Annotated in this window: 13 protein-coding genes; 4 read left to right on the top strand and 9 right to left on the bottom strand. The window is 60.5% G+C overall.

The genetic code is table 11. The annotated features are described in order from the left end of the window. Positions 1-123 precede the first annotated feature (123 nt). The gene (locus tag RR842_RS06605) at positions 124-2,043 is read right to left on the bottom strand and encodes an FAD-dependent oxidoreductase (RefSeq protein ID WP_332729297.1); all 1,920 of its coding nucleotides are present in this window, start codon (positions 2,041-2,043) and stop codon (positions 124-126) included. 219 nt (positions 2,044-2,262) lie between these two features. Beyond that, positions 2,263-3,594 (bottom strand): glycosyltransferase family 2 protein, encoded by a 1,332-nt coding sequence (locus RR842_RS06600; RefSeq protein ID WP_332554016.1) that lies wholly within the window; start codon positions 3,592-3,594, stop codon positions 2,263-2,265. Positions 3,595-4,046: 452 nt separating this feature from the next. Between RR842_RS06600 and ahcY the strand changes: the two genes are divergently transcribed. Next, positions 4,047-5,306, top strand: a complete 1,260-nt coding sequence (gene ahcY / locus RR842_RS06595; protein WP_332723886.1) for an adenosylhomocysteinase — start codon at positions 4,047-4,049, stop codon at positions 5,304-5,306. A 90-nt stretch (positions 5,307-5,396) separates the two neighbouring features. Here ahcY and rsgA read toward each other — a convergent pair whose 3' ends face one another. Then, a complete protein-coding gene (gene rsgA, locus RR842_RS06590) occupies positions 5,397-6,257 on the bottom strand; it encodes a ribosome small subunit-dependent GTPase A (RefSeq protein ID WP_332554015.1) in 861 nt (286 codons plus the stop codon). Between the two features lie 174 nt (positions 6,258-6,431). Between rsgA and RR842_RS06585 the strand changes: the two genes are divergently transcribed. Beyond that, positions 6,432-6,710 carry a DUF2769 domain-containing protein gene (locus RR842_RS06585; RefSeq protein WP_332513367.1) on the top strand — a complete coding sequence of 93 codons (279 nt, stop codon included), beginning with the start codon at positions 6,432-6,434 and terminating at the stop codon, positions 6,708-6,710. Positions 6,711-6,718: 8 nt separating this feature from the next. Here the strand turns inward: RR842_RS06585 and RR842_RS06580 are convergent, their stop codons facing one another. Beyond that, positions 6,719-8,239 carry a PLP-dependent aminotransferase family protein gene (locus RR842_RS06580; protein WP_332729296.1) on the bottom strand — a complete coding sequence of 507 codons (1,521 nt, stop codon included), beginning with the start codon at positions 8,237-8,239 and terminating at the stop codon, positions 6,719-6,721. Between the two features lie 213 nt (positions 8,240-8,452). Here RR842_RS06580 and pdxS point away from each other — a divergent pair, with 213 nt between their 5' ends. Further along, the gene (pdxS, locus tag RR842_RS06575; RefSeq protein ID WP_332517595.1) at positions 8,453-9,334 is read left to right on the top strand and encodes a pyridoxal 5'-phosphate synthase lyase subunit PdxS; all 882 of its coding nucleotides are present in this window, start codon (positions 8,453-8,455) and stop codon (positions 9,332-9,334) included. A 226-nt stretch (positions 9,335-9,560) separates the two neighbouring features. Here pdxS and RR842_RS06570 read toward each other — a convergent pair whose 3' ends face one another. From RR842_RS06570 to RR842_RS06550, 5 genes are all read right to left on the bottom strand, one after another. After that, the gene (locus tag RR842_RS06570; RefSeq protein ID WP_332513369.1) at positions 9,561-10,649 is read right to left on the bottom strand and encodes a nucleoid-associated protein; all 1,089 of its coding nucleotides are present in this window, start codon (positions 10,647-10,649) and stop codon (positions 9,561-9,563) included. A 333-nt stretch (positions 10,650-10,982) separates the two neighbouring features. Continuing rightward, the gene (locus RR842_RS06565; protein WP_332712879.1) at positions 10,983-11,588 is read right to left on the bottom strand and encodes a hypothetical protein; all 606 of its coding nucleotides are present in this window, start codon (positions 11,586-11,588) and stop codon (positions 10,983-10,985) included. Between the two features lie 110 nt (positions 11,589-11,698). Next, positions 11,699-13,462 carry a thiol reductant ABC exporter subunit CydC gene (cydC, locus tag RR842_RS06560; RefSeq protein ID WP_332729294.1) on the bottom strand — a complete coding sequence of 588 codons (1,764 nt, stop codon included), beginning with the start codon at positions 13,460-13,462 and terminating at the stop codon, positions 11,699-11,701. Beyond that, entirely contained in the window at positions 13,459-15,177 is a 1,719-nt protein-coding gene (cydD, locus tag RR842_RS06555) for a thiol reductant ABC exporter subunit CydD (protein WP_332729293.1), read from the bottom strand. Before cydD ends, cydC begins: the two co-directional genes overlap by 4 nt. A gap of 149 nt (positions 15,178-15,326) precedes the next feature. Beyond that, a complete protein-coding gene (locus RR842_RS06550; protein WP_332517592.1) occupies positions 15,327-16,019 on the bottom strand; it encodes a pentapeptide repeat-containing protein in 693 nt (230 codons plus the stop codon). Between the two features lie 259 nt (positions 16,020-16,278). Between RR842_RS06550 and RR842_RS06545 the strand changes: the two genes are divergently transcribed. Further along, positions 16,279-16,581 (top strand): DUF1016 N-terminal domain-containing protein, encoded by a 303-nt coding sequence (locus RR842_RS06545; protein WP_332513376.1) that lies wholly within the window; start codon positions 16,279-16,281, stop codon positions 16,579-16,581. The last annotated feature ends 41 nt before the right edge of the window (positions 16,582-16,622 follow it).

Below are 16,622 nucleotides of genomic sequence, written 5' to 3'. Positions count from 1 at the left end.
AAACAATCGAAGCATCGCTCGATCTCGCTTAGAACGACCAAGCGATGCTTCGATTATCGAGGCGCGTACCTGGAAAAGCAAGGAGGGGTTTGCTTTTCCAGGTAGCACCTGGCAACCGCAGTCCTAAAGTTTGGACTGGGCATCCTTGACGGCATTCAAAAAACCGTTACTCGAGATAGTTGCTCCTGTGACAATGTCCACACCTTCAGTGGTACCGGCTGCTATGACGGCCTGAGGGAGCAAGTCGAACGCTGCCGTACCCACGCCTTCCGTCTCTGTTTGATGCAGTATTTCGATATTGGTTATCTTTGCGCCTTCGGTGGTTGTCTTCACCCAAATAGGACCGCCGAGACCCAGTGCTATACCCGTTGCCTGCCCACTCTTAAGTCCCGTCTCGTCGGGTGCTTGGTCAAGCACGGATTGATCGCCGCAACCAGGCTTATAGGCAAGGCCTTCGCCCGCATTAAATGCATCTTCCTTGGTAGCAGCAGCATTTGTGCCTGCAATGTTGCCAAAAACGAGACATTCCGCCATGTTGCTGCCACCTTGATAGAGGTTCGCGCAAACGCCACCGAATTCGCCAGCCGAATACAGATGAGCGATAGGCTTGTCGTTCGCACCCACAATCTCGGCCTTAGCCGTACGTTCGGGTCCACCCTGAGTATTGAGAATGCTTGGCCACATTTCGATACCGTAATAGGGGCCGGTGGCAGCAAGCGCGGTCATGCTTTTTGCCTGACGACCAAAAGCATCGACTCCCGATGCTGCAGAGGTATTGTAGAGGTCAATGGTTGCCTGAAGCGTTGCGGGATCAAGACTGAACTTTTGAGCGAGTTCCGCAATACTTGCGGCTTCGGTTATCTTTCCCGAAGCAATCTCTTTTACGCAGCCCGCACTCCAGTTCCCATAAGGAGGCGTAGCGGTCGTCGCCTGGTTAGCATCAAAAATGAATATGTTTCGCTCGGGGCGGTTAGGTATCATCCACGTACCACCAACTTCACGGTGTCCGTGACGCTGCTCAAGGTCTTCAGCAATATAGCGCCGCGCATCGCCGCCAACTAAGATGATTGACCCGCGTGCGAAGAAGGGCACGGCGCCACCAATGCGAGGGCGGTCGGCCTCGCAGGTCATGCCAACGCCCATGCTCTCGTACGATGCCATGTGCCAGAGTTTGGCGCCAACGGTCTGGCACATGGCAAGGCCGTCGCCTTCGTTGAACAACGTACCGTGGGCAAACATTTTCGGGTGGCCCAAGAACGTCTTTTGATAGAAGGGGCTATTCTCAAAGCCGCCCAAAGCCATAACGACACCGTTACGGGCAGCAATATTCACCTTCTTGCCCTCACGCTCGATGGTAACGCCCACAATTGCACCCGAGCCAGCATCTTGAATAAGCGCCTTGGCAGGCGACTCGTACCAGCAGTCAATCTTATCTTTGCGATCCACCACCGATTGCTTAAGGAAGCGCCAGAGTTCTCTCTTCCCATAGCCGTCGATGAAGTTCGTGCGCACCGCATCGGCGCCGGGCAGTTCGGGGTATTCAACCGTCAGGTTTGCCATACCCTTGTCGGTCACGTCAACCAGGCGATCCTTTTCAAGCCCCCAGGAAACCAATAATTCTTTCGTGCTCATCATGCCCTCTACGTAGGTCTCCACCACGTCGTCGGGAGTATAAAAACCGCCGCGCTGAGCCTGGTAGTGAGCAATGCCCTTGTCCTTGTCGGTAATCGACACGAACAACTGCGCGCAAAAACGGCTATTGCCACCTTCATGGCCCTCGGGTGCCTTGTCAACGAGCAGTACCTTCGCACCTGCTTCCGCAGCACTGATGGCCGAGGCTGCGCCCGCCGCGCCAAACCCCACAACCACAACGTCAAACTGCCCATCCCACTTGACATCACTTGCAGAGGCGGTCGCCCCCGATTGTGCGCTCCCCTGTTTCTGAGGCGCACAAGCACTCAAAGCCGTCGCCCCCAGTGCGCCCATACCCGCCACAGCCCCAAGCTTCAGAAACGTACGACGTGATGCATTGAACGTATCCATCTCTCCTCCTTGCGATTTCGCTTTACCTAGACACCGGATGTCCAGACCCACAAGCCGCATTCTGGCCTATGAAGCGACTTCACACGCAAGGGGTAATTTTAAAAGAGAAGCGCACGAAGACAGCGAGTCAAAAAAGCCGCGCCCTCTGATTTGCGAGAGCACGGCTAATCTAGGTGGAACTTTTACTACAGCTTCGGCTTTCCCCTACCTTCGCCGAGGCTACAGGGTGCGCTCGCGGCTGGGCTTGGCGGCGGCATCCGAGAACTCGGCGACGTCCACCGAGATGCTGTGCTGGATGGGCTTCCATTTGCACTTCTTCACCAAGGCCACCAGGGCAATGGGGATGTAGGTGAGCATGAAGAACGGGAAGGTGAACATGTAGCGCACCTTCTTGCCGGTGGTGGAGCGAATGGAATCCCATTCGACGAACGTGGTGAGCACGCCGAACATAAACATGAACACCAGGTAGTTGAACAGGCAGAAGAAGATCGAGGAGACAGATGAGGCAATCATCACGCCTGTGGACATGACGCCAGCGGCACCGAGTGCGATGATGATGCCGTTGAACAGCACCGAAACAATGGTCAGAAGCATGCCCGGAGCAATGGTCATGAGCATGTCGTAGCAGGCGAAACGCGAGCCCTTGGGATTCGTGAAGACGCCCTTGGCAAGGCGTCCGCCGTAGCGGCCGAACACCTGGTAGAAACCCTTGGCCCAGCGGAAACGCTGGTTCCACGAATCGCGAAACGTCGTCGGCTGCTCGTCGTAGAGGATGGCCGTGGGCGTATAGCTGATGCGGATACCCTCAAGGATGCTGTTCGTGGAGAACTCGATGTCCTCAGTGAGGAGATGCCACTTCCAGCCGCCATTCTTCTCGATAATGTCGGCCGCGATGAAGAAGCCGGTACCCGACACAACGCAGCTCGTATTCAGCGTGAGGCGTGCTTGGGAAAGGAACTTCGCCTCGCGCAGGAACCACACGGCATAGCCGGCGGATATCCAGTTGGAGTCGTAGTTCTTGGAGTTACGGTAGCTGGTGGAAGCCTTCGCGCCGTTGTCGAACGTGGCGTTCATCTCGCGGAAGTAGTTCACATCCAGCACGTTGTCGGCATCGAACACGAAGTAGGCCTCGTAGCCGCGATCGGCATACTGCTCGCGGATCACCTGGAAACCGTAATCGAGCGCGTATCCCTTGCCCACCTCGTTGGTGTTGGTGCGCGGAAACACGATAGCGCCAGCTTCGCGGGCCACGTCGGCTGTCGAGTCGGTGCAGTTATCGGCGATAACGAATACGTCGATGAGCTCGGAGGGATAGTTCTGCACCTTGATGGAATGGATGAGGTCGCCGATGACGGCGCTCTCGTTGCGGGCCGAGATGACAGCGGCGAAGCGATGGTTCTTCTTCGCAACACGCTCCTTAGGCTTGCGGGTAAGCACCACGAACACGTAGTAGAGCTGGTACGTGTAGCAGATGGCAAACGTGATGAACACGCAAAAATTGAAGATATCAACGAACGAGATCTGCGAAAAGAATTGGTCTAGCACTTCCATTGCTCCTTATTTGGGCTGCGCCCTCGGTGCACGCCAGCCTTTCCTGCCCTTTTCGCACACGCTTGAACGAGGAACGGACTGCATTCCCCGACCAATCGATACGAGTTTTAAGCTTGTGAGATTATAGCCACTTCAAAGCCATCCGTCTTGATACAACCGCCCTTCGTTGCCGTTTCTTCCGAATTCCACCCCCTAAATGCCGTGGAACCACAAAGGTTCTGCATATGAACTTCACAAACCACCTTATGATGCGGCCAACAAAGGCAAGCCCCCCATCTATTGGCGAAGACCGTTCATTCGGCACCACCGGTGCCCTGTTGCACACACGCACCATGCGGCAGTCCGTCCGTTTTATGAAAGGCGACCACAAGGGCAACGCGCGCGGCGGAGGCTGTGCTACGCTTGCATGGTTGACGAAACGCAGCATCGCTACCTATTACGGAGGCAGACCCGTGAACCACGACATCAAAGACATCAACCTGGCCGACGCAGGCCTCGCCCGCATCCTGTGGGCCGACCGCGACATGCCGGTGCTCGCGTCCATCCGCGAGCGCTTCGAGCAGGAGCGCCCGCTCGAAGGCGTGCGCATCGGCGCGTGCATGCACGTGACCACCGAGACGGCGAACCTCATGCGCGCGCTCGTGGCCTCCGGCGCCGAGGTGACGCTGTGCGCCTCGAACCCGCTGTCCACCCAAGACGACACCGCGGCCTCGCTCGTGCGCGACTTCGGCATTTCGGTGCATGCGGTTGCCGGCGAGGACATGGACACTTACACGCGCCACATCGAATCGGTTATCGCCACGAATCCGCAGATCATCATGGACGACGGCGCCGACCTGGATACCGCGCTGCACACGAAGTTCACCAACAAGCTCGAGCACGTCATCGGCGGCACCGAGGAAACCACCACCGGCGTGGTGCGCCTCATGTCCATGGCCGCGGAAGGGACGCTCGCCTACCCCGTGTTCAACATCAACGACGCGAACACCAAGCACTGCTTCGACAACCACTACGGCACGGGCCAAAGCACGCTCGACGGCATCATCCGCGCCACGAACCGCCTGATGTGCGGCCGCACCATCGTCATCTCGGGCTACGGCTACTGCGGCAGCGGCCTGGCCCTGCGCGCCCGCGGCATGGGCATGAACGTGATCGTGTGCGAAGTGGACCCGCTGAAGGCGCTCGAGGCGCACATGGAAGGCTATCGCGTGATGAAGGCCGAGGACGCTGCGCGCTTCGCCGACGTGTGGGTCACGGTCACCGGCAACTGCAAGGTGGTGGACGCACCCGCCTTCGATAACCTGAAGGACGGCGCCATCGTGTGCAACTCCGGGCACTTCGACTCCGAGATCAACCTCGAGTGGCTTGAAGCGCACGCGGTGAAGAAAGCGGAGCTCAAGCCGCTGGTGGAAGAGTACACGCTTGCCGATGGACGCACGGTCATCGTGCTGGCCCAAGGGCGCCTGGTGAACCTGTCGTGCGCCGAGGGGCACCCCGCCTCGGTCATGGACATGAGCTTCGCGAACCAGGCTTTGGCTGCGGAGTACCTGTACCAGCATGCAGCCGAGCTGGAGAACAAGGTGTACGACATCCCGTCCGCCATCGACGACGGCGTGGCGCGCGTGAAATTGGAGACGCTCGGCATTGAGATCGATACGCTGACCGAGGAGCAGATCGCGTACATGGGCTCCTGGAATTTCGCCGCTGTGTAAGTCTGCCGTGGGCGAACAGGCGCGGCCTCGAGGGCCGCGCCTATCCTGCGGGAGATTGCACGCTTTTGCTTGGAACTCCTTCGTGTTATCTCAGCGCTTCTCGGGCAGTTGCTTGATGGCTTTTGAGATGTTCTTGTACTTGCGCTCCTTTTCAGCCAGGTAGCTGGCCTTGTCCCCGGCGAAAGCTTCTTCGGTTTTGAGTTTGCGGTAGGCTTGCCAGCGGCGTTCGGACAGCTCTCCTTGTGCAAGGGCCTCGTAGACGGCGCATCCAGGCTCGGAGGTGTGCGTGCAGTTTGAGAAGCGACATGAGGCGAACAGGCGCTCTACATCGGCGAAGCCCTGCTCCAGCCCAGCGGAGGCATCCCACATACCAAGCTCGCGCATGCCGGGCGTATCCATAACCAGAGCGCCGCCCGGAAGCAAAACGAGCTCTCGGCGCGTCGTGGCGTGCCGCCCGCGCCCATCCGCGCCGACTTCGCGCGTCTCGAAGGCATTTTTACCTAGCAGGTGGTTGACCAACGTCGATTTCCCCACGCCAGACGACCCCAGCAGTGCAACGGTTTTTCCCGGTACGAGGTACGGGAGCACGCCCGCGTATCCGTCCTGGTCGGAGGATGACACAGCCACCACGTCCACATCTAAAGCCACCGACTCCACAGCCCACAGCCGTCGCGGCAGGTTGTCGCACCGATCCGCCTTCGTCAGCACCACTACGGGCACCGCTCCGCTCTCCCACGCAAGCGCCAGGTAGCGCTCAAGACGGCGCAGGTTGAAGTCCCCCTCCAGGGACATGCACAGAAACACCGTGTCGATGTTCGCGGCAACCACCTGCTGGCCAAGCGCCGTGCCGGCCGCCTTGCGCACGAAAGCGCTTGAGCGTTCGACCACGTGCCGAATGATGGCACGCCCGCCCGCGTCGTCGGCACGATCTATGAGAACGAAATCGCCCACCGCCGGAAAATCGACGACCTGCCGAGCTTCATGCCAAAAGCCCTACACCCTCTCAACGCTTGACGCTCCACGCATGCTAAGGAGGCGCAGCAAGATATCATGATTCATCAGGTCATACCGTAACTCTCAAACACCAGGGGGTCGCCAAGCCCTCGCGCACGACAAGGAGACACGATGGAAGCTGTCGAGAAGACAAAGGGCAATCTCGTCAAATGCAAATGCCTGTTCTGCCCAAGCTACAAATTCGCCTGCAAGGTGGAATCCACGCCGTCGAACGTGTCGCTTCTCATGGGCAACATGGACAAGAAGACGCACGCCGAAAAGCTGTTTTGCGCCTACGAGCCCAGCACGTGCATCGAAGAGGCGAAGGGCTGCCTGTGCTCTTCGTGCGAGGTGCAGGCGAAGTATGGCCTAGCCAAGCATTACTACTGTCTCGTCCAAGAGGGGCGGTAGGGCAGGCGCTAACAGCGGCCTGCCCAAAAGCCAGCCGTCTGCCCGTCAAAGGCGCGCGCCAGCGCCTCGACGGTAGGCGCTACAGCCAACCGATCTAAGCCAGCGTAGCTGACAAGGAAACGGCGGGGGCTGTTCTCTGACGGCCCTAAGGCAAGGTGGCTTTCCCGAACGGGCATTTCGCCGCACAACTGCGCGCTCGTGCGGCGAAATGACGAGAGCGGCGTCAGGGCGACGCCCTCCCGGCGTGCGGCAGCCGCAAGCACTGCTTCGGATGCGGGCGCGTCGATGCACAGAACGAAGTGCAGGCCCGCGTCGGCCCCTTCGACGGCAAGGCGGTGGCCGAAGCTGCTTGCGGCGAGGGCGTCCATCAACTCGCTTTGCACCGCACGGTAGTGGCTGCGCATGCGGTTGACGTGGCGCTCGAAATGGCCGTTCTCGATAAAATAGGCCAACGCCAGCTGCTCCATCGCGGACACCGTGCAGGAGTAGAATCCCAGATCACGCTGGAACCGCTCGGCAAGATGCGGGGGCAGTACCGCATACGCGATACGGAACGCAGGCCCCAAGCTGCGCGAGAACGTGTTGGCGTAGATGACGCGCTCGTCCGTATCGATGCTCATCATGGTAGGGATAGGCCTGCCGGCCAAGCGGAACTCGCAGTCGTAGTCGTCCTCGATGAGGTAGCGACCCGACGCCTCGGTGGCCCAGCCCAAAAGCTCGTAGCGCCGGCTGATGGGCGTGACCAATCCGGTGGGATACTGATGCGAGGGCATGAGATGCGCCACTGCGGCGCCCGATGCACGCAGAGCCTCCATGTCGATGCCCTGCGCATCGAGCGGAACCTGGCTCAAACACACGTCATTGCTTTCGTAGATGCTGGTCAAACGCGGATAGCCGGGGTCTTCCACCGCAAATCGGCTGCTGCGGCCAAGCAGCTGGATAACAAGTTGGTAGAGCGTCTGAGCGCCGGAGCCCACGACGATCTGCTCGGGGCCGACCTCGAGGCCGCGAAACGCCCTCAGATGTCCGGCAATCGCCTCGCGCAAGCGCAGCACGCCCAGAGAAGGCGGCTCGCGCAGGAGCGTTTGCTCGGGCTCATGGGCGAGCACGTCGCGCAGCGTCTTTGCCCAGAGGGTGTAAGGGAACATCCCGAGCGGTGCCGCACCACTCGTAAGGTCCGCGATCAGGGGAGGCTCCGACACATCCGCAGTGGCGTCGGTAACAGTGCCGCCCGAAGACAGGTCGTCGGCACGCTTCCTGCTTCCTTCTTTGAGCGAAACCAAGGGTGCAAGCTCGTTCGCAAAGTACCCCCTGCGCGGCTCGGATCGCACGTACCCCTCCGCTGCCAACTGGGCGTAAGCTCCTTCGACGGTTACGAGGCTCACGCCGAGGTGCTTTGCGAGCGCGCGCTTCGAGGGTAGCTTCTCGTGTGCGGAAATCGCGCCAGCTTCGATATCCCGCTTGATGCAGTGGTACAGGTAGCCGTACAGGCTATCTTCTCCGCGTTCGTCCAAGGGGTACGTGAGCATGTCGCCGCGCCTTTCGCCTTTGTGCCAGCTTGTTCCGAAAACGAACCTGCATCCGAGTGCCGGGCTTTTACCCGAGGCCTTCCCCGTAGCCCCACGAGCGCTGACCTCATAACTGACCCTATCGATTCGTTTCATTTTGGCTATAGTATCATATCCAATTGCGGCTTATCCTCGTGCGAATGCAAAACGATCCGAGGAGGAACCGTGTCCGATCTGCCCACGCAACAAGAAGCCCTGCAAGCAGGCCGCGCGCTCGCCGAGACCCTCAAAGGCGGCGTCATCATGGACGTGACCACACCCGAGCAGGCCCGCATCGCCGAAGAGGCCGGAGCTTGCGCCGTCATGGCGCTCGAGCGCATCCCTGCCGACATCCGCGTCGCAGGCGGCGTGTCGCGCATGAGCGACCCGTCCATGATCAAGGGCATCCAGGCGGCGGTGAACATTCCCGTCATGGCGAAATGCCGCATCGGGCACTTCGTAGAGGCACAGGTACTCCAAGCCATCGGCATCGACTACATCGACGAGAGCGAGGTGCTCTCCCCTGCCGACGATGCGCACCACATCGACAAGCTCGCCTTCACCGCCCCGTTCGTGTGCGGTGCGCGCAACCTGGGCGAAGCATTGCGCCGTATCGCAGAAGGCGCAGCCATGCTGCGCACGAAGGGCGAGGCGGGCACCGGCGACGTCGTGCAGGCGGTACGACACCTGCGCCTGATCAACAGCCAGATGCGCGTCGTTGCCAGCATGGCGGCCGACGAGCTGTACGAAGAGGCGAAGCGCCTGCAAGTGCCGCTAGAGCTGCTGCGCTGCGTGCACGAAACGGCCACGCTGCCGGTGGTCAACTTCGCCGCCGGCGGCGTTGCCACCCCGGCCGATGCCGCCCTCATGATGCAGCTGGGTGCCGAAGGCGTTTTCGTGGGCTCGGGCATCTTCAAGTCGGGCGACCCCGCCAAGCGTGCACACGCCATCGTGCAGGCTGTCGCGAATTTCGCCGATGCGGAGCTCGTGGCCGCACTCTCGGAGAACCTAGGCGAAGCCATGGTCGGCATCAACGAGCAGGAGATCGACGTGCTCATGGCCGAACGCGGGAAATAGCGTGCAGTAGGGCTTGCCCTTAGCAAGAGAAGAGATTGCAACAACCCCAAGCCTTCAAAAAGAATGCCGGCTGCCGATGAACTACATCCCCATTCTTGGACACAAAAAGTCCTCGTGGATTGTCAGAGCGGCCGGCATTTGTCGTCGCTGGTGTTTGCAACCAACATCGTCGCAAACACCCCGCAAAGCTCATATCTTCTAACAGGCTCGCTCCCCTCAGCAAGGTCTATCGGTTTTCGATACTTCCGATATTCTTCAGCTGGATGGACAAAAGTCCATTGGGAGAACTCACGAACTCGATGAAGTCGGGGTTCTGGCCGTACTCCGCCGGGAACGTGATGTCGATGCCGGTGTCGGTGCGGATCTTGTGGCTCTTGGCCACGCGCTTAGCCGTGGCCTTCTCCACCACTACGCGCTCGGGTAGGGCCTCTTCGGCCGTAGCCTCGTCGAAGCGCTTTTGCAGGGCTGGGTCATCGCGGAAGACTTCGCGGCCCAGCTCCTCGGGGCACACCTCGTCGGAGTCGTCCGCATTTTCGGCCACATAGGCCTTGGCCTTCGACACGGCCACAGCCGTATTCGCGCCGTATTCCTCGGCCACTTCTTCCACAAGGCGCGCCACCGTGTCGAACACTTCTTTGCCCGAGGCTTCCATCGAGCATTGCAGCAGGCCGTCGGGAATAAGCCAGCGCTCCTCACCCGCTATCTCGCGCGCCTTATCGCAGAACACCACGCTTAAATCTCCGGCCTCGATAACCGCGTAGGACTGCATCTTCTGTGACGGGTTCGGCAGGATGGCGTGGTGGCGGGCCACGTCGACGCGCGTGCCGCCCTGCTCACCACGGCCGACCTCGTGCATGTACGCCTGCCGGCTTTCCAGCAGCATCAGCGCGAAGTAGCGCTTGCCGCGCGCCTCGTAGGCGGCATCCATCTCCTCGTCGGTTCTCTCGCCTACCGTGGAGTCGGCATCACCCTCGAACTCAACGACCAACAGGTCGGTGGACGGCGTCTGCTCCATGCGGCCCAGCTCGCCCACCATGAACTCCGCTATCTGCACCGACAGGTCGCGAAACTCGCGTTGGCCGCGGAAGTAGCTGCGCAGCTCCTCGGCGAACAAGCTGTCGTCGGCAAACGATCCGCGCTTGTTGTCGATGCTGGTAAGCGCCTTGCGCGAGAGGTTGGTCACGTAGCGCTTGGCGTTCTTGCTGGTAAGATCGAGCTCCTCTTCCGAGAAGACGTTCACACACGATACGAAGTCAAAGACGTGCAGGATGGCATGGTTGATCTTCATGGGATTGTCGGCCTCCGCTTGATTCAAAGGGGTGTTTTTCGCGAACGATCAGGATAGCGGAAACAGACTACCTTCCCCGCGAAGTCCAGAGAATCCGCAGAGCAGGTGGGTATCCTGGCAATGAGTTCGCATTGTCACGCCCAAGTCTCTCGTTGTCAGCATACGCTTCATAAACACCCCATTCCCGTTCGGTAACGAATTTGATAGTGCCGGCATAGCGCTACCGATCGGTAACAATCAAGCACGTTAACCCCTTCTGTTACCGATCGGGAAAATACTGACCGCTGGCGAGCCCGCCATCTCCTCGCTTCGAAAGCCCGCATTCCTCCACCGCACGACGCACTTCTACCAGCGCAAAGGCTAGTGCATGCTGATGAAGCCGTGGGTGTTCGCCAAGTCGGTCGTCCTGGCACGGAAGCCGTTCTCGCCAAGGTTCCACTGCTCAAAGATAAGCGCGTTGTCGGCCTTGAACACGTCGAACATGCCGGAAAGCTCCAGGCCCGCACACGTGAAGTCGCCCTGCAACGTGGTGAAGTACGTCGCGGCTTCCTCGTTGAAAGAATCATCGGCAAACAGGTACACATCGGCGCCGCGGCCGGACAGGGGCACGATAAGCGAGCCGCCGGCCGCGAACGCCACGGGCACGCCGCGCACGCTGAAAGTGGCATCCTGAGACTCGCGACCCCTGAAATCGACGCGCGCACCGCGGCCGATAGGCTCGAAGCGCCCAAGCCAATCCTTGCCCGCATGCTTGACCCATGCCGCCCAGACGTTCGTGAAGCGCAGGTCGTCGTCGGCATAGATCGCCTCGAAGAACGCACGCGGCGAGTCGGCTGCTTCGGCATGCGCCTGAAATTCGGGCTTGAGCGCACCGCCGAGAGCCGCCAGCGAGAGCACCTTGCCAAGCGCTTGGCGCTGGGTGGGCGCAAGGCCGTCGATGCAGTCTTTCAGTTCTTGGTAGTCCATGGATTTCCCCCTTGATCACCGCGCAAGGCGCGGTATGTCTGTGGGGCTGATTATACCTCGAGCAACCAACTCGTTCCCCCCGAAGCGCCTCTCCCCGCGAAACATCGAACTCAGCCTTCAAGCTCGATGCCACGATCGAAGGCCATGAGTGAGCGGTACCGCTCACTTGTCCGAGCCAACTCGTCCGGCGATCCGTCCATCTCGACACGGCCATCCTCCACAAACACCACGCGGTCCATGAGCGACACGCCTGCCAGGTGATGGGTGATCATGATGACGGTCTTGCCCTCCAAGGCCTCGAACACGGTTTCTAGAAGAGCGCGCTCGGTGAGGGGGTCCAAGCCCACGGTCGGCTCGTCGAGGATAACCACCGGCACTTCCTGCAACAGCACGCGGGCAAGTGCGATACGGTGGCGCTCGCCTCCGGAGAAACGCATGCCCGCTTCGTCGACCATCGTATGCAGGCCGGCAGGCAGGCGGCGGGCCATCTCGCGCAGGCCCACCTTCTCCAACACCTCCCACACCTGCTCTTCGCTAGCCTGCTCGCGCGCCAGGCGCAGGTTCTCCAACAGCGTCATATTGAACAAGTACGTGCGCTGCTGGATAACACCGAAGTAGCGCGGCGCCCCGTCATGTAGCTGGCACGTCGGAGCACCGCCGAGCGTTACACTGCCCTGGTTAGGCTCGATGTCCCCGCGAAGAAGCGTTGCGAGCGTGCTCTTCCCCGCCCCACTGCGACCGAGGATGGCCACTTTCTCGCCGGGGGCGACCTTCAGGCTCAAGCCCTCGAGCACCTCGCGATCGGTACCGGGATAGCGGTAGTACACCTGATCGACGCACAGAGCGAGCGGGTCTTGTGGCACGCATGGCTCGGCAGCGGGTTCGTCTTCGGCTAGGTACGGCAACGCGTTTAGCCGCGCGACCGAGTCGGTGTAGGCAAAGGCGTCGACCGCAGCCGAAGACAGCGGAGAGAACGCCTCGATCAGCGGGAAGAAGCCCAGCACCACCGCTGCGATCCAGTTGGCCGTGCCCGTGTCCCCACCGCCGAACGTCGCGCCCGCCCACACCAGCAGGAGTACGGCAACGAGGGCGAACACCGCCTGAACCACCACATCGCGGCGACGGTCGAAGCGATCCTGGGAAAGCGCGATCCGCTTCATAGCACGCTCCGAGTCCCGGTAGCGCTGCAGGTACTCGTCGCCGCGCTGGGCGAACACCCAGTCGGACACGCCCAGCACGTTGTCGGTGAGCTCGGCGTACAGCTCTGCGCGCAGCTGCTTGTAGCGCAGGCGCCGCGCACCGTTCACCAACACCGACACCAACGGCACTACGAACACCACCACGCCCAGCCCCAGCACCAGCGCAAGCGCCAAGAACGCCGAGAAGAAGCCCGCTGCCGCCACCAGCACCACGTAGAGCAGCCAGGCAATCGCAGTCGGGAACACCGTGCGCAAATACAGGTTCTGGATATGCCCGATGTCTTCGGCCAGCAACCCTAAGATGTCGCCCGTGCGGTGCGTCGCGCGGAAGAACAGCGCATCTTTCTCGAGCGAGCGATATAGTGCCGCGCGCAGACCCGAGGTCATGCGCAGCACCCAGTCGTGGCTTTGCAGGCGCTCCAGATAATGGAGTATCGGCTTGCCGAACCCGAAGATGCGCACGAGGATAAGCGGAATATTCAGCACAAGTATCGTCTCAGGGATAGAGGCCGCGCCGCTAATAAGGTAGCCCGACGTGAACATGAGCGCTCCGGCGAACAGAAACGCGGCTAGCCCCAGCACCAGCGCGCAGGCCAGCACCGTACGGTACTGCCGAAAGAAGGGCTTCACCCAGCGGTCGTTTCTCCACGTATGCAGCGCACCCGCACGACTCATAGCGCACCACCCCCCACACGGGACACGAGGCGGCGGAAGGCGCCCTCCGAAGCCAGCAGTTCCTCAAGCGTACCAGACTCGACGATGCGTCCGTCCTCCATGACCAAGATCAGATCCATCTCGGCGCACCAATGCAGACGATGGGTGGCGAAGAACACAAGGCGGCCTTCCATGAGCGGCAACATGCGCTCTTTCAGCTCGAACTCGGTCTCGATGTCCAGATGCGCCGTAGGCTCGTCGAACAGCAGTATGCGGCGCTGCTCGTCCAACAGCGCCCGGGCAAGCGCGATGCGCTGGGCCTGGCCCCCGGAAAGGACCCGGGCACCTTCGCCGATAAGCGTATCCAAGCCGTCGGGCAGCTCGCCCACCAGCTCCTCGAGGCCCACGATGCGCACCGCTTCCGCAATCTGGTCCTCGCTCGCATCCGTGCGGTAAAACGCGATGTTCTCGCGCAAAGTAGCGTGGAAGAGGTAGGGGGTCTGCGGAATGAATATGGTTTGGCGCTGCCAGTCGAGCTGGCGCAGATCGGCAACCTGTTCGCCCGCGACCCTCACCGAGCCCCGCGACGGCGTGGAAAAACCGCCCAACAGATTCACCAGCGTACTCTTGCCCGCGCCGCTCGCTCCGACGATGCCCACCTTCTGGAAGCCCTGCGCCCGAAAAGTTACCTCGTCAAGCGCCTCGTAGTCGGGATAAGCGAACCCCACACGCTGCAACTCGATGGCAGTCGAGGCGTCCCACAAGGGAAGGGCGTGCTGCACGCGAGGCTGCTCGGGCTCGCCGATGAGGTTTTGGATGGACATGAGCGCGTTTTTGCCATCGAGCGAGGCGTGGTAGTCGGCCGCAAACTCGCGCACCGGCTTGAAATACTCCGGCACCAACACGAGCACCACCAGCGCCGGGAAGAAGGAAAGGGAGCCGTCTATCAGGCGAAATCCCAGCATGATAGCCACTGCGGCAAGAGAGCCGGTGGCAAACAGATCAAGCACGCTCGAAGACAGCGTGGCCACGCGCAGCGTTTTCATGGTGGCTTCGCGAAAGCGCTCGCTCACGTGCATGATGCTCGCCCCATGGGCACGCCCGCGACCGAGCAGCTTCAGCGTGTCGATACCGCGCAGCGAATCGATAAAATGGTTGGACATAACCTGGAACGTCGCGTGCTGCTTGGCCGCCTCGTCCTGGGCCGTATGCCCCAAGATAACCATGTATAAGATGATGAAGGGAAACGCGATAACCGCGATAACGCCCGATACCCAGTCGAGCGGAAATATCCACGCCAGCAGCACCAGCGGGATGACCACGACCCCGACCGCTTTCGGCAGAATCAGACGGAGGTAGGTTTCCACCTGGTCGACGCCTTCCAGCACCATGGTGGACACGCTGCCCGTACCGTGCGCCTGCACGACACCCGCACCCCCCTCGAACACCTTTTCCAGCAGACGGGTGCGCAGCTCGTCGGCACGAGCGGCGGCATAGCCCTCAAGATAAGCCTGCTGCACGTACACGAGCACCTGACGCCCGATAAAGCAGCAAGCGAAAAGAACAATCCACCCCACCTGGTCGGCCAGAGCCGCACCGTACCATAAGTCCACGATAGCGGCAGCAAGCGCCCACGCCTGCCCCGCCACGGCAAGCGCCCGGGCAATATCGAGGAACAACAGCGCCAGCAAAGCGGCTTTCACGCCCGGAAGCGCGAAGATGGATTTGTCGATCACGCGCACGCCTCCCCTGAGGATTCGATGGCCAGATTGCGGCGCAATCCACCTCGTGCAAAAGCCTCGAGCGGCACCGCAATCAGAAGTCTAGCACAGCTCCACAGATCGCTTACGGTTCACCAAGCAAATTTGTTACTTATTTTATATCATTAGTCCTTGATCTCCACCCCAAGGCGCTGTGCGATGCCAGCCGCCTGGTAGAGGTCCATGATGCAGCCGCGCAGCTCGCCCATTTCGTCGGAGAGCACGATATCGGCCAGCTGGCAGCGAGTCAGGTCGACACCCGCCAGGCTGGTGCGGAAAAAGCTCGTGCCCACAAAACGCACGTCGTCGAACGCCGCACGCACCAAGCGCACCTCGGCGACATGAGCTTGCGAGAAGTCACATGACCGCACGTCCACATCGCCCAGCTTCGCCTTCGTGAACGCGGCATAAGACGCCGTGGAATCGCGCAACTCTACGCGGTAAAACACCGCCTCGGTGAAATCCGCGCCCGTGAACTTGCATGACAAGAAGGTGCAGCGCGTAAAGTTCGCCTCCGAGAAATCGCAGTTCGAGAAGTCGCAGCCCGAAAACGCTACATCGGTAAACGAGGCACGCGTGAAGCAGCAGGCTGCAAAAGCGCACCGGTCCACCTGCGACTCAGACAGCTCCAGCAGCGTGAAGTCGGCGCGAGCAGCCTCGTCGCCGGACAGGCGCACATGCGAAGCAAAGGGATCTCCCCCACCCTCCTGCTCGATCCACGCCGAGAGCGATTCCACCTCTACCAGTTCACCGGGGATAATCGGATTTGCGGGCACAGGCGCAGAAACTTTCCGCGTATTCGTCGGGTTTAGGGACATGCTTCTCCTTCGGCTTTCAGCACCTGCCTCCGTATATGCAAACAGCGGGCGCAGGCTGACATTTTCCAACAAGACAGGATATCGAACCTCCCTATTCTACCCGAGCTCAAACCGTACAGCGCGTATTTTACGTCGATCGAGAAACTAAGGCTCGAAGGACACACCCTACGAAACCGCATCCTGCACACCGGCCACCCCCAAGCAGACACCTTCCTTTTGCCGCCACCCACTAAAACGGATTGGAGAAAGAGGTAGTGGCATGACACCAGAAAACAACTCAAACGGCCAGAAAAAATACCTGAAGAGTGAAAATGCAGGAGGCTTGGTGGATGCCTCGTTTTACGCGCAGATTTACGAGATCGTGGCGAGCATCCGCCAACGTGCCTATTCGGCAGCGAATTCCGCTGTGGTGCAGGCATATTGGCATATAGGAAAGAGTATCATAGAGAAGCAGGGCGACCTGGAACGCGCGGAATACGGAGCAAAGCTGATCCAACAGTTGTCGAAGCGCATGACAGCCGATTTCGGCAAGGGGTTCACGGTATCTAACCTCAAAACTTGACACTCCCCACGCCTAAAGGCGGGGGATTCTTCCTTCATCGC

Origin of the sequence: Gordonibacter sp. (assembly GCF_036667095.1) — a bacterium.
Classification (GTDB): domain Bacteria; phylum Actinomycetota; class Coriobacteriia; order Coriobacteriales; family Eggerthellaceae; genus Gordonibacter.
This window is presented reverse-complemented; position numbering and strand designations above follow the sequence as displayed.

Bases quoted from the DNA above. Each gene is read 5' to 3' on its own strand.
- RR842_RS06605 (WP_332729297.1), bottom strand. From the start codon at position 2,043: ATGGATACGTTCAATGCATCACGTCGTACGTTTCTGAAGCTTGGGGCT.
- RR842_RS06600 (WP_332554016.1), bottom strand. From the start codon at position 3,594: ATGGAAGTGCTAGACCAATTCTTTTCGCAGATCTCGTTCGTTGATATC.
- RR842_RS06585 (WP_332513367.1), top strand. From the start codon at position 6,432: ATGGAAGCTGTCGAGAAGACAAAGGGCAATCTCGTCAAATGCAAATGC.
- RR842_RS06580 (WP_332729296.1), bottom strand. From the start codon at position 8,239: ATGCTCACGTACCCCTTGGACGAACGCGGAGAAGATAGCCTGTACGGC.
- RR842_RS06565 (WP_332712879.1), bottom strand. From the start codon at position 11,588: ATGGACTACCAAGAACTGAAAGACTGCATCGACGGCCTTGCGCCCACC.
- cydC (WP_332729294.1), bottom strand. From the start codon at position 13,462: ATGAGTCGTGCGGGTGCGCTGCATACGTGGAGAAACGACCGCTGGGTG.
- RR842_RS06550 (WP_332517592.1), bottom strand. From the start codon at position 16,019: ATGTCCCTAAACCCGACGAATACGCGGAAAGTTTCTGCGCCTGTGCCC.
- RR842_RS06545 (WP_332513376.1), top strand. From the start codon at position 16,279: ATGACACCAGAAAACAACTCAAACGGCCAGAAAAAATACCTGAAGAGT.